The following is a 13,077-nucleotide window of genomic DNA, read 5'->3' as shown; positions in this document are numbered from 1 at the left end:
TGGACTTATTGACTCGTCAAATATTTTAGGCAGCTTTCAGGGACCAGCCGACGTTGCCCAACCAAGACGTCTGCCGTCTTGATCCAAAAGGCTTGGGTAGTGCGATCGCCTTCCACCAGAGCAAATTTCTTATTTAGCTGATAGAACGCCTTGTCTACAAACCGACATCGAAACAACTGAATCAGCTCATGCTTAGGTTTATCGTTGAGCGTAAAAATATTATCCAAACAGCTTAGATACTCAATATCTGTCAGCTCAGCTTGAATTTCTTCTTGAAACTCTCGAACTAGCGCAGCTTTGCTGGTCTCACCAAAGTCGATACCACCGCCTAAAAATCGATAGAACGTTGCTTTGGTTTTTTTGTCTTGTCCTTGGCTAACAAAAAGATGATTTTGGTGTTCTATCAGCCCTAGGGCGATGGGTCGAATGTGCTTGGCCATGGCTTTCTCTTTAAGACTAATCTGGAAAAGCCGCTTCTGGATTTTCTTGAGGGGTGGGCCAATCTTCGTTTTCTCCCCCAATGATGATCCGGCGAATTTCGACGTAATCTTTGCTGAACTGGCGCATGGTGTTGATTAAAATATCTAGCGCGATCGCATCTGTTGTCCCTAAGTCAAACCAGCAGCGACCCCACAGCCCCTTAAACTCAACTTCAGACATATTGTGCATCAACGAAAGCAGCGATTCTTCAGAGGCCTCTTCATCGTAGTCAAAATAGCTGATGTCCACCCCAGTCTCTTGCACCTGAAGATTCTCGGCGTTGAATCCGCCGAGCTTCCCCATAAAATACCAGGAAGCAAAAATCTCCTCAACGTACTGCTGCTCAGGGATAGAGGGCACCGTATCGAACTCCAGCCAAATCCATAGATTGAAAAAATCACACTCGCGAAACTGAACCTGCACAGCGCTACTCCACACAAAAGCCATTAGCACTATAGAGTAAAGGCAGGGGGTTAAAGTCGAAAGTCTAAATAATGAACGATGCAGTGAAAGTATTGACGCTCATCCGAACATCACCCCATTACCCTTACGTTCTACTTAACGTCATCATTTTTCCATTGCTCAAATGCTTCATCTGCGCGATATTAGCTATCACCCCACTGCAACGCCCACGCCTATTCTTAAGCAGATTACTTTTGATCTTGGCCCTCAGCAGCTTGGTTTGATCGTTGGGCCGAGCGGTTCTGGGAAAAGCACACTCCTCGAAATCTTGTCAGGACTGGCCACGCCGACTGACGGCGAGATCTTCTGGAGAGAAAAGCCACTGCTGCCTGAAGCCCTTCAGCAGATAGGAGGTCTAGTTTTTCAGTTTCCTGAGCGCCACTTCTGTGGCCATACCATCTTTGAAGAACTCCGCTTAGGTCACCCTGAGCTTAGCTCTGATCGCGTTTACGAGGCCCTTGCAGAGGTTGGCTTAGAGGGTCTCTCCTTGCAGGCCTCGCCTCAGCAGCTTAGCGGCGGACAGCAAAGACGACTCGCCCTAGCGGTTCAGCTCATTCGCCAGCCTTATTTACTTCTATTAGACGAACCCACCGCTGGGCTCGACTGGTCGATGCGTCAACAGCTCGTTAATCTGCTCGCAAAGCTCAAACAAGAATGGAGCTTATTGATTGTCTCCCACGACGCCGAAGATCTTGTTGATATTGCTGACTATTGCTGGACGATCAACCGTGGTCAGCTTGCCAACGCCAATCCGGATACGCTTCGCCGTCTGCTCCCTTCCGCTTAGTTTTCTTGATCGTTCGTACAGACTAGTCACTCGCGAACAGGGTTAAACCCGATTCCTATCTTTAGATGACAGCTATCCTCCCCTCTTATCTCGATATTTGGCAATCTACGTTAAACTGGCGGCCGACCAGCAAACAGCAGCAGCTATTTCAAGATCTGTATATACAGATATTAGAAGGGAATAGACAGCTAAATCTTACCCGTATCACAGAGCCCCAAGCGTTTTGGGAAAAGCACCTTTGGGACTCGCTCAGCGGACTAGCTCCTTGGCTTTCTGATATTGCAGAAGCTTCTAAGGCAGATACTGAAGCTAAGACTGAAGTAGGCGCTGAAACCATTCCATACTTTGCAAATGATGACTCTGCGCCTCTAAGAATGATTGATATTGGCACTGGGGGAGGGTTCCCAGGAATCCCAGCAGCAATCGCTCTCACATCGCTGGCAATCGATCTGACCCTTGTCGATGCCACTCGTAAAAAGATACTTTTCCTACAAACGCTTTGCCAACAGCTCGGTCTTAATACTACGTGCATTGCGGATCGCGCCGAAGCCTTAGGTAGAGATCCTGAACACCGCGAAACTTATGACTTAGCGCTGATCCGTGCAGTTGGCTCGGCAGCTACCTGCGCTGAATACGTCATGCCTTTTCTTAAAGTCGGTGGCCAAGCCGTTATCTATCGCGGTCAGTGGACCTCAGCGGAAACTGATGGGCTTATCCCTGTGATTGAGTTGCTCGGCGGTGAGCTCACTGACTTACAGCGCTGGAAAACACCCCTGACTCAGAGCGATCGCCACTGCCTGTTCGTTCATAAGAAACAGACTATCTCAACAGATTTTCCACGGGCTGTTGGTGTACCTAGCAAGTCGCCGCTGTCATAGTTTTAATCATTCAATCTGTTTAATAAAGATAGCGGGACTAAAGACCAAAGAAGGGAGAATATTGCTTTCCCCCTTCTCTATATCCTCACAGGATTCTTATTGCCAATAGTTTGCTAACTGGCTAGCAGAACGTATGAGTCACATACTGCTACCTAAACACGCTCAGCGAGTACCGCACCTCAAACGCGGCTAATGAGATGTTGCTAATCAGACACTCTGGCGCATCTCGGACTCTAGCTGTTCTAGCAAAGCTTGATTGCCCTTTTGCTTAGCAACTTCCATTCGATGCTGAAGTGATCGCGCAATATTTTGCTGATGCAAAGCAGTAGACTCTTCGAGCAGAGCCCTTCTAGCCTTTGCCGCCGAACTGTTAGCTCTTAGCTTGCCGCTCAGCTCTGCCCAAGCATTCGGAGTAGTTGCATGGGTAGTTGCATGACCACCTACATGGCTACCTAGCTGCTGCACTCCACCTGTGCGAGTAGTCTGATAGGCCACTCCTCTATAGTTCAGACGCTCAGCAGGCTGGGCAATAGGTACATGGCGAACGTACTTGTATTGAGACTGTTGGCCTCGGTACTGAGTAGGGGTGCTTGCAAGGGTAACCTCTAGCTCAGGTGGATTGTAGTCGTATTCAACGCCGCGATAAGTTAGTTTCATTCTCTTCGTTCCTTAGAAATTAGCGTGGTTGGTTAGGAACGCGTTCCTTCAGGGTCAGCGGGAACTGCTGTCCTTACTTCCGTCTCGAACTACTACCTTGAGGGGATCGAGATGAACGAACTCAGATTTCTCTGTTTCTGTATCTATTTTTACAGTTTTTCCAAAAAGATAACAACTCAACATGACATTCCAATTTCCATCTCATATTTCCTAGAACGTAGTTAGAGACTGGGTTTTATCCAACTGAAGCCATCAACTTTGCTTAAATTCTTTACAAGACGATAAATTAATATATATTCTCGTAACTTACTTAGCAACCTGACAGATGCTGTAGCTACATTTAGAAGGCTATAGCTTACAAACGTCAGCTTTTATTCGGCTATCTGGGATGCTACAAGCGACTAGTTTTATCTAAAATAAGAACTTAATGACCGTCATAGCATGGTTCGTTCTTTGTCGATTTTGGTAGCTTGTCTTCTGCATGAAATGCATCATCAATCGGCGATCGCAATTTTCCGCTAGCCATCGCTATTGGCTGTCCGAACTGAGCCCAGCAGAAAACCTTCAGCGCTTTGGTAAATGCACTAGAAAGCCAGGACATGGACACAACTATGTCCTCGACGTCTCACTTGAAAGTGAGCTTGATCCTTACGGTATGGTGCTCAATCTAACTGAGGCTAAAGCCATCATCCATCGAGAAATCATTGACCCTCTCGATTTCTCGTATCTCAACGAAGCCTGGCCAGAATTCCAAAAGACACTGCCGACTACTGAGCAGATTGCTCGAACAGTTTGGCAACGCCTAGAGGCTTATTTGCCCATTGTGAATATTCAGCTATTTGAAACGCCTGAGCTATGGGCTAACTACAAAGGAAATGGAATGGAAGCTTATCTAACGGTGTCCGATCACTTCAGCGCTGCTCATCAGCTAGCTTTGCCGCAGCTCAGTGAAGAAGAAAATCGGGAAATATATGGGAAGTGCGCCAGTCCTAATGGGCATGGTCACAACTATCAGGTGGAGGTGACGGTCAAGGGGCAGATTGATCAGCGAACAGGTATGATTGTGGACTTAGCGGCATTGCAAAGTGCGATCACCCATCACGTTATCGACAGATTCGATCACACCTTCTTAAACAAAGACGTTCCCTACTTCACCAGCGTCGTTCCCACGGCCGAAAATATTGTTCTTCGCATTTGTTACTTGCTCCGTCAACCTGTTGCTGAGATTGGGGTCACTCTCTATAAAGTCAAACTCATTGAAAGCCGTAATAATTCTGCCGAAGTCCTTGCAGAATCTATTGACTGTCGAGGAAAAACCCAGCTGAACTCAAAATCTCTAGCAGTGATTTAATAGACAGTCTTGGTCACTTTGCTTAAGCAGCTTCGATTAGCAAAGCCTTTTTGCAAGCACAGTGGTCGAGAACCTTCTATTAAATAAATAAAAGCCATCCCTTGTACAAAGGATGGCTTTTAGACTAAGGCCTTCAATTATCTAGTCTTTAAGAAAGACACAAAGAAGCATAATTAGGCAATAGTAGCCATTTTCGCATTGCTGTTAGCAAGCAAGGTCTGTAGCTCTTCAGAATCGACAGTTTCTTTATCTACCAGCATATCTGCTAGCTGATCTAGAATGTGACGGTTTTCTACTAGCACCTGCTTACAGCGTGCATAAGCTTGGTCAACTAGCGCACGAACTTCAGCATCAATCGACGCAGCGGTCTTCTCAGAAAAGTCCCGCTCGCTAGCAATATCACGACCCAGGAACGGATTGCCCTGCTGACGACCAAGCGCTACTGGCCCCAGGATGTCGCTCATGCCAAACCGGGTTACCATCTGACGAGCCGTATTAGCTACCTGCTGCAAGTCATTAGAAGCACCAGTTGTCACTTCTTCATCGCCAAAGACAATCTCTTCAGCTAGACGACCACCGAGGGCTACAGCCATCTGGTTCTGTAGGTAAGAGCGAGAGTACAATCCAGACTCCAAACGCTCTTCGCTAGGCGTGAACCAAGTCAAACCACCTGCACGCCCACGGGGGATAATGCTGATTTTTTGTACTGGGTCATAATCAGGCATCAGAGCACCAACCAAGGCATGACCCGCTTCGTGATAGGCCACTAGCACTTTACGCTTTTCGCTCATCACCCGGTCTTTCTTCTCTGGACCTGCCAAAACGCGATCGATCGCATCATTGACTTCATCCATGGCAATCTCAGTTAGGTTGCGGCGGGCTGCCAAAATAGCGGCTTCGTTTAGCAGGTTAGATAGATCGGCGCCCGTAAAGCCAGGCGTACGGCGAGCAATCTTCTCTAGGTCCACGTCTTGAGAGAATGTTTTACCGCGAGAGTGCACGTTAAGGATCTCCAGGCGGCCAGAATAGTCAGGGCGATCTACTACCACCTGACGGTCAAAACGACCAGGGCGTAAGAGAGCGGCATCCAAAACATCAGGACGATTAGTCGCCGCGATAATGATGATGCCTGTGTTACCTTCAAAACCATCCATCTCGGTCAGTAGCTGGTTGAGCGTTTGCTCACGCTCATCGTTACCGCCGCCTAGACCCGCACCCCGTTGACGACCCACAGCGTCAATCTCATCGATAAAGACAATACAGGGAGCGTTTGATTTAGCTTGCTCGAACAGGTCGCGCACCCGAGAGGCACCCACACCCACGAACATCTCTACAAACTCAGAACCAGAGATAGAGAAGAAAGGAACCCCTGCTTCACCCGCAACGGCCTTAGCTAGAAGCGTTTTACCCGTACCTGGAGGGCCAACTAATAGCACGCCTTTGGGAATCTTTGCGCCAATTGCAGTGAAGCGATCGGCATTTTTCAAGAAGTCAACCACCTCTGTTAGCTCTAGCTTGGCCTGATCGATACCGGCTACGTCGCCAAAGGTAACTTGGGTTTGAGGCTCCATCTGCACGCGCGCTTTGGATTTACCAAAGTTCATCGCCTGACTGCCAGGGCCATTAGAAGCACGGCGGAACAGGAAGAAGAGCGCGACTAGCAGTAGGGCTGGAATAATTAAGGCACTGAACAACCTAACAAAAGCGTTTTCGTCTTGAGTTGGCTGGACTGTGATATCTACATTGTTTTCTGTGAGCAGATCGACCAGACCGGGGTCTTGAGGCAGATTTACAACAACGCGACCTGTCCCATCTGGAGAAGCAAAACGAGCTTGAGATTTATCTGATGTGATAGATACACTCTCAACTCGCCCTTGCTGAACGTCGTTAATAAACTGGCTGTAGCGCTGAGACTGGGTCTCAACGCGAGGTTGATCAAAAAATGCAGTTGCCAATGCGATGACAACAACGACGAGTAGTACGTAAAGACCCGCGTTTCTCCAGCGTTTATTCACCGGGTTAAAGCCTCCTGTAAATAGTTAGGTAAGGATGCTTAGTCTTAAAGCTGGCTAATTTCTGCAGAAGACATCTGAGAGGCTGTAGAACACGTTGCTCTCGCATCGCCCTACAACAAAATGGTCTAAAACTGAAGCCTATAGCTCAACACTGATAGCTTGATTCCTTTGTTATTAACTTATGTTAACTCATTTCAGGAATCATCGACTTTTCTTCTGTCAAACGCGCTAGCTGGTGCTGTAACGCTTTAAGGTTGGCATTTTGAATGTCGTACTCTAGTTTAATGTCTCCGTCTAGAATTGTGTGGACAGGCAAAAGCCCAACGACGCAGTTGCTATAGGCGATCGCCTCAAACCCTTCGATCACCGCTCTAGTCCAGGCCAAGCCACCTACCTCTAGCCCCTTTGCCTGTAGCAGCATTTGTAGCCGGTTTCTCATCAGCCCTGGCAAACACTGTTGTGAGGGTGTCCACCACTGTCCTTGCCTGTATCCCCATAGATTACCCGTCGCCGTCTCTAACCACTCTCCCTGGGCATTTGTCAAGATCGCCTCTTGGGCGCCCGCTGCTTGCGCCTGTTTTTGAGCCTGCCAGCAAGCTAGATAGTTCCCGGTTTTATGTAGAGGAAAGCTCCGCTGATAATCAGCAGAAGCCAACCAGCAAGTAGCGCCTTCCGATTTTCGTTGAGCTAGATCAGGGGGCAGATCGCGACCTGTGATCCAGGCCTTGCCACTGGGGAACACGGTAATTCGGAGGACTAGGAAGTGCGCCTTGAGCTGGCTGGCTCCCTCATAAATAGATGCCCAATCGGGCTGTATCCAATTGAAGTAGGCAAGGGAATGAGCAAGGCGATCGCAGTGCGCCTGCCACATCGTCATTGGGTGGGCAAGATCTTGGCCATACACGCGCAGTGTCGTAAATACGCTCGCACCAAACCGCAGGGCCGCCGTATCGAGAGCCGTATCGAAAGTCAGCCTAACACCGCTTTGCTCGCCGACCGCAAATAGGTCTCCGTTATACCAAAAGGGCTTCCCTGTCATTTAATACTGGTTCAAGAATCATTCACTACTCGAACTGCGACCACTACCCCCAGACCGCTCAAAGACACTGCACGTTCCATCAGAAGTCACCTGCAATCCCACTAGAGGTGACTCAACATTACGACAGCGCTGCCCTCGAAGATGGCGACAGTAATAGCAAGTACGAGTCGGATCAGCAGCCTTTGTAGGTTTGATCTGCATCAGCTCTTGCTGATTGAGTCCTCGAATTACTAGCTGATTGCCTTGCCAGCTCGCCTCTACAATTCCAGTATCCGACAACTGAGCCCAGCGCGGATCGCTTCCTACCAAAGGCGGCAATCGTAACTGCACGCCCTGACTATCTATATTTATTTCACCCTCGTACGGCGTGCCTTGAGGTGGAGCAGGTTGCCAGAAAGCGGACGCCAGCGGCAAATCAATCAACTGAGCTGGCGTGGGTAGGTGCAGGTGATAGCGAGCTTGCAAATCATCCAAGCTAGCCAAATTATTCAACTGGTGTTGGTCGCCATGCACAAAGATGACATGCTGCGGACGGAGATTATGAATGAGCTGCGTGGTCCCTACGCCGTCGCAGTGATTGGTCAGCATGTAGTGTTCAACCGTCTCTGAATCCACCAAGGAGGCTAGTTCTGCTAGCCAATCGAAGCGATGATAGGCACCGTACATCTGTTCTGATAGCTGCGCTTGCCAAAGCGAGATACTCTGCGCATCCGGCACAAATACGGTCCAGTCAGCCGCACTTGCCATTCCATAGGCACTTGGATGAGTAGCCGGATGCACGATGAAAACCGTCGCCTCCGGTTCATCGGCTAGCATTTCTGGAGAAGTTTGTGATTCTAGTCGCCTCACCCGCGGTAGAACTCGCTCGTCCCAAAACAAAGGCTGGTGCTGGGCAAAGTTTTGTACTGTTGTTGGCAGCGCTGACAAACAGCCTAGGTAAGCGTCGCAGCCTCGGGCAATCAGCGGATCTACCCAAACATTGATGGGCTGTCCAGTGAAGTTGTGATGACTACGCATCAGCATCAATAGCTCTTGACCTAATCCCAATAGCGGGCTAGGAAAAACAGCGCGACCCCCGTGAGCTAGCGCTATGCTCAGCCGTTCAACCAGGTAGTTTTCCTGCTGCTTGCGGTGAGGATGACGTTCAGTGCCATAGCTGCCTTCTACAATCAGCACGTCCGGCTTGAGATTTCTTAGCTCTGCTAGGGGCATGCCGTCGACTAATCGCCCATTAGAGAGAAAGCAGTCGCCGCTATAGAAAACACTATAGGTTCGCTGGGTTGTCTGATAGGTGAGCAAGAAAGCAGCTGCACCTGGCATATGGCCTGCAGGCCACAGCTGAACGGATAGCCCTGGAGCGATCTCAACAGGAGATCGCCACGGAAGAGATCGGCAAAAGTTCGCATCACTTTGTCCCGGCCAATTCAACGGTAAAAGCCGAGTAGTCACATCGCTCGCAAATATTGGCAGAAGGGGGAAGGTGCGATGTAGTGAGAGTAGTCCTCGAATATGATCGGTATGAGCGTGGCTACAGAAAGCAAAATCAGCTGACTTCCCTCGAAGCGCAGTGATATCAGCTAGACCGCAGTCAAACAAAATAGAGTAGGGGCCAATCTGAATGCTCAGACAGACCCCTTCGTCTTCATAGCCAACGCTATGGGGCAAACAAGACAGCTCAGTCAAGGGAGGGCGCTACATGCACAGAACTATGCATTGAGAATTGAAAAAACAGGTAGCAAAACAGCAAAGCTGAGGGCTCGCAGTTGGAGAATTGCCAAGGATTACTTGAGTAGGTAGATCCGCAGTGAAAGAATCAGCTTAGAAAGAACTAACTCAATGAGCAGAACCGTTGCCATGATAGTTCTCGGAATCGTAAAAGCCGTTGCGAGTGCCAAAAAACAGGCAGGCTACTGAGAATAACCCAGTCAAGATAAAGAAAACGAGCTTGATGTCCATAGAATTAGGGGCAGAATTAAGTTAATTAACTTCATATAAGATCGTAACAACTCTACCAGCGTGAGCTAGCAATTCTTAATGGTTTATGACAAATAGCTTCAGCGAGGAAAAACCCGAATTTCAATCTCTGCCCCACTCCTACGCCGAATCCTCAGATGCGTCTACAAGCTCACCTTCAAGATTAATTCGATCAGACTGGTGCGATCGCCCTTCTACTCAACTTGCCCCAGCGCTCCTTGGCTGCACTCTCCATCGGCAGCTACCCGACGGTCCTTTGATCCAAGCCACCATCGTCGAAACGGAAGCCTACGCCCCTAATGATCCCGCCTGCCACGCCTACAGAGGGCCTAACAACCGCAATGCGTCTATGTTCGGGCCACCTGGTTATAGCTACGTGTATCTAATATACGGAATGTACCACTGTCTAAATGTTGTCAGTGAATCGGCAGGAACCGGTAGTGCCGTTCTCATTAGAGCGCTAGAGCTTGATACTATCCCCCCTCACCTCACCCCCAAACAAATTGCAAAGCCTCACCGAATTGCGGCGGGGCCGGGTAAGCTCTGTAGAGCGCTATTGATTGATCGAGAGCTAGATGGAATCTCGTACCATCCAGAAAACGGACTCTGGCTAGAGCATCGAACCAAGGCCATTCCCAGCCATCAAATAGTGCAAACGACCCGCATCGGCATCACCAAAGCCATAGAAAAGCCCTGGCGATGGTATCTAAAAAACAGCCAATCGGTTTCTAAACTTACCTAGAGAACCCCATAAATCAAACTAGGTCTAACTAGGTCCAAATCCGACTGGAGATGCTCCTGGCTCTTAGGACTACAGTATTAATTCTTTCCCGCTAGTGGTGAACTTTACAGCCTCTACGTCCCAATCGTTGTTATTTAGCAGCGTTTCTTCGACGCTGCCGAATAGCGCTCTTTGCTCGCAGCTAGAGAGCGAGACAAACTGGCGTTGAGAGCCCGGTGCTAGCTGCATATCGACAATTGCGGTACTGCCATTGATATCCACCTGATAACCCGCTAGCTTGAAGGCATTGTATTCAACTGAGCCCATCGCTTTACCCACAGCAGTGGCGATCGCCTGATCGCTTGGTACCTCTACTGACTGCTCAACAAATTCATTGCACTGATCATCAATTGTATAGACCGAGACGGTCACCATCTCATCGGGTGTAGCTTGCTGCCGGTCAGCCTCAGTGCTCTCTGGCTTCGCTTCATTTGGCTGGACTTTATCTGGCGCCTGCGCTTCATCCGAAGGCGGATCTATTTGAGCAGTGGGGGTTTCTTCTGGGTCAACCGTAACCGTATCCGGTGCGCTTGCACAGCCGACAAAGACCAGACTAAGCATCAGTGCTAGGCCCGCTGTACGAGTTTGGCTAAGCTGGCGAGAAATATGCTTTTGAATAGACTCTGGCAACCGAACCATCTGACGCAATACTGAATACAGCACTATATACAAAGACATCCTCATCCTACAAAACAACTTACCCGACCTGCCAAATTTATGTGCCAATTTGCAAAGCACATCGATAGCAGTTTGTCTTGTCCGATCCTTTATAGTTGGCAGCGAAGCGGTTTTAGTCGATGAACTTGCCCTGAGCAACCAGGCAAATGCTATAGCCGCATAACTACCCCTTCACTATGACTACTCTTCCCTGGATAAGGCAACACATCCTCTCTCTAGCTGACTTTACGCCCTCGGAGTATGAAACCGTTCTTAGCACAGCCCTAAGCTTTCAAGGCGTCCTTGCCCGTCGCAACAAGAAGGTCCCTACCCTACAGGGGCAGGTTGTCGCCAACCTATTTTTTGAACCGTCTACTCGCACTCGTAGCAGCTTCGAACTTGCGGCCAAACGACTTTCTGCTGATACTTTGAACTTTAGCCCAGGCAGCTCCTCTCTTGCTAAAGGTGAAACTATCCTTGATACGGCCAAGACCTATTTAGCGATGGGCACAGATCTAATGGTCATTCGGCATAGAGGGTCAGGCGTTCCTGCGACTATTGCCAAGGAAATGGACCGACTTGGCTCTGGTGTAGGCGTGCTCAACGCGGGAGACGGACAGCATGAGCACCCATCTCAAGCCCTGCTCGATCTGCTGACAATCTGTAACGCGTTAGACGCCGCTCACCCAAAGATAGAAGACCTCAAAGGAAAGAAGATAGCGATTGTTGGCGATATTTTGCACTCGCGAGTAGCCCGTTCGAACCTATGGAGCCTAAGTGCTTGTGGAGCGCAGGTCCATCTTGCCGCGCCGCCCACACTACTACCCAAAGCGTTTGAGGAGGCTTTTTCCACCTCGCTGGTAACGCATAATGGGACGGTAGAGCGTCAGGTGTTTGTTCACTGGGTGTTAGAGCCGGCGCTAGAAAAGGCTGACTTTGTGATGGCGCTTAGATTGCAAAAGGAACGGATGAGCGCTCATTTACTGCCGAGCATCAGAGAGTATCACCAACGATTTGGGATCACGCGCGATCGCCTCAAAGTGTGCCAACCCACTGTCAAGATCTTGCACCCAGGCCCAACAAATCGAGGGACTGAGATTACCTCTGATCTGATGGATGATCCCCAGCTCAGTCTAGTCTCTAAACAAGTTGCTAGCGGCGTTGCTATGCGGATGGCACTGCTGTATTTGATGGGGGGCGCTAAGAACGGCGTAGTCAATAAGCTATAGGGTAGAAGACGCTAGAGTGGAAGACGATAGAGCAGAAAACCCTACAGCGGAAGACCGTAGATATAGAAGACTTCGGCGCGAACAAAAGCGGTAAGGCCCTACAGCACCCCTTCTAAATCTAAATCATCTTCTAGATTTGCTTCTGATTCGACATCAGTGACTTTCTCGAACGAGTTGTGCAACTCCAATAGCTGCTCTTCAACGGCTTCATTTTCCGGTGTGAAGCTACTGAATAATAGGACGGTTTGATCCTCGTAGCCAATGAAAGTTGCGATCGCTCGGCTGAGAGCCATTGGCCGATCGGCTAACCAAATCGTAAACGCTTGGCGATCGTCAATCGTTACCTGACCATAGGGACCTACCGCAGAACCCTCTGTAATGAAGCTATCGATGTTAGCGTCGATCAACACACCTGGCGGCGAATCCACTACAAAAATCTCCGTCACCACCTGATCAGCACTTCCCTTAGTCCCATCTAGAATTTGCACATTTCCAGCCTGATTCACCATAATCTGCCAAGACACCGGATAGTCAATCGACATTTGATCGTCTGAATAGTTGGCCGTTGACAACACCGCAGGCCCTCCCCCTGGCCTCTCTTCGGTGGGCATGTCAAAATTGTCAGTATCATCAGTAGCGCCTAGATCTTCAGCAAGACCTGGAGCTAACTCTGGTATGTCCTGTGCTTGAGCAATCCGGGTATTCAGTAGAGAGGCCGTTCCAAACCAGGCCAAGACCAGCAGAGTAGATTTTATCAACATAAGAAA

14 protein-coding genes and 1 riboswitch are annotated in these 13,077 nt (G+C 49.2%); of the genes, 5 read left to right on the top strand and 9 right to left on the bottom strand.

Annotated elements, in window-relative coordinates; translation table 11 throughout:
- Positions 1-5: 5 nt before the first annotated feature.
- The gene (locus S7335_RS04470) at positions 6-440 is read right to left on the bottom strand and encodes an NUDIX hydrolase (RefSeq protein WP_006453864.1); all 435 of its coding nucleotides are present in this window, start codon (positions 438-440) and stop codon (positions 6-8) included.
- Between the two features lie 16 nt (positions 441-456).
- Positions 457-903, bottom strand: a complete 447-nt coding sequence (locus S7335_RS04465; RefSeq protein ID WP_006454183.1) for a DUF3531 family protein — start codon at positions 901-903, stop codon at positions 457-459.
- Positions 904-1,066: 163 nt separating this feature from the next.
- Between S7335_RS04465 and S7335_RS04460 the strand changes: the two genes are divergently transcribed.
- Both S7335_RS04460 and rsmG read left to right on the top strand, forming a co-directional pair.
- On the top strand, positions 1,067-1,729 hold the full coding sequence (locus tag S7335_RS04460; RefSeq protein WP_006454472.1) for an ABC transporter ATP-binding protein: 663 nt from the start codon (positions 1,067-1,069) through the stop codon (positions 1,727-1,729).
- Positions 1,730-1,794: 65 nt separating this feature from the next.
- Complete coding sequence (rsmG, locus tag S7335_RS04455) at positions 1,795-2,607, top strand: 16S rRNA (guanine(527)-N(7))-methyltransferase RsmG (RefSeq protein WP_006456424.1); 813 nt, start codon at positions 1,795-1,797, stop codon at positions 2,605-2,607.
- Positions 2,608-2,814: 207 nt separating this feature from the next.
- Here rsmG and S7335_RS04450 read toward each other — a convergent pair whose 3' ends face one another.
- Complete coding sequence (locus S7335_RS04450) at positions 2,815-3,264, bottom strand: DUF4278 domain-containing protein (RefSeq protein WP_006457695.1); 450 nt, start codon at positions 3,262-3,264, stop codon at positions 2,815-2,817.
- Between the two features lie 37 nt (positions 3,265-3,301).
- Positions 3,302-3,384: riboswitch (Glutamine riboswitch) on the bottom strand.
- Positions 3,385-3,745: 361 nt separating this feature from the next.
- On the opposite strand from S7335_RS04450, the gene S7335_RS04445 reads away from it, so the two are divergent.
- Positions 3,746-4,615 carry a 6-carboxytetrahydropterin synthase gene (locus tag S7335_RS04445; RefSeq protein WP_038015602.1) on the top strand — a complete coding sequence of 290 codons (870 nt, stop codon included), beginning with the start codon at positions 3,746-3,748 and terminating at the stop codon, positions 4,613-4,615.
- Between the two features lie 173 nt (positions 4,616-4,788).
- On the opposite strand, the gene ftsH3 is transcribed toward S7335_RS04445, so the two are convergent.
- From ftsH3 to S7335_RS29160, 4 genes are all read right to left on the bottom strand, one after another.
- A complete protein-coding gene (gene ftsH3 / locus S7335_RS04440) occupies positions 4,789-6,630 on the bottom strand; it encodes an ATP-dependent zinc metalloprotease FtsH3 (protein ID WP_006453661.1) in 1,842 nt (613 codons plus the stop codon).
- A 184-nt stretch (positions 6,631-6,814) separates the two neighbouring features.
- On the bottom strand, positions 6,815-7,669 hold the full coding sequence (locus S7335_RS04435; RefSeq protein ID WP_006454781.1) for an aminotransferase class IV: 855 nt from the start codon (positions 7,667-7,669) through the stop codon (positions 6,815-6,817).
- Positions 7,670-7,687: 18 nt separating this feature from the next.
- Positions 7,688-9,352, bottom strand: a complete 1,665-nt coding sequence (locus S7335_RS04430; RefSeq protein WP_006454823.1) for an MBL fold metallo-hydrolase — start codon at positions 9,350-9,352, stop codon at positions 7,688-7,690.
- Between the two features lie 150 nt (positions 9,353-9,502).
- Positions 9,503-9,625, bottom strand: a complete 123-nt coding sequence (locus S7335_RS29160; protein WP_006454305.1) for a hypothetical protein — start codon at positions 9,623-9,625, stop codon at positions 9,503-9,505.
- Between the two features lie 85 nt (positions 9,626-9,710).
- On the opposite strand from S7335_RS29160, the gene S7335_RS04420 reads away from it, so the two are divergent.
- On the top strand, positions 9,711-10,385 hold the full coding sequence (locus S7335_RS04420; RefSeq protein WP_006456922.1) for a DNA-3-methyladenine glycosylase: 675 nt from the start codon (positions 9,711-9,713) through the stop codon (positions 10,383-10,385).
- Between the two features lie 69 nt (positions 10,386-10,454).
- On the opposite strand, the gene S7335_RS25700 is transcribed toward S7335_RS04420, so the two are convergent.
- Positions 10,455-11,102 carry a hypothetical protein gene (locus tag S7335_RS25700; protein ID WP_050765775.1) on the bottom strand — a complete coding sequence of 216 codons (648 nt, stop codon included), beginning with the start codon at positions 11,100-11,102 and terminating at the stop codon, positions 10,455-10,457.
- 176 nt (positions 11,103-11,278) lie between these two features.
- Between S7335_RS25700 and S7335_RS04410 the strand changes: the two genes are divergently transcribed.
- Positions 11,279-12,310: an aspartate carbamoyltransferase catalytic subunit gene (locus tag S7335_RS04410; protein WP_006457341.1), complete on the top strand. Its 1,032-nt coding sequence runs from the start codon at positions 11,279-11,281 to the stop codon at positions 12,308-12,310.
- 98 nt (positions 12,311-12,408) lie between these two features.
- On the opposite strand, the gene S7335_RS04405 is transcribed toward S7335_RS04410, so the two are convergent.
- On the bottom strand, positions 12,409-13,071 hold the full coding sequence (locus S7335_RS04405; RefSeq protein WP_038015600.1) for a hypothetical protein: 663 nt from the start codon (positions 13,069-13,071) through the stop codon (positions 12,409-12,411).
- Positions 13,072-13,077 lie beyond the last annotated feature (6 nt).

Origin of the sequence: Synechococcus sp. PCC 7335, from assembly GCF_000155595.1 — a bacterium.
Classification (GTDB): Bacteria; Cyanobacteriota; Cyanobacteriia; order Phormidesmidales; family Phormidesmidaceae; genus Phormidesmis.
The sequence above is the reverse complement of the archived record's forward strand: the minus strand, read 5'-3'. Positions and strand labels throughout refer to the sequence as shown.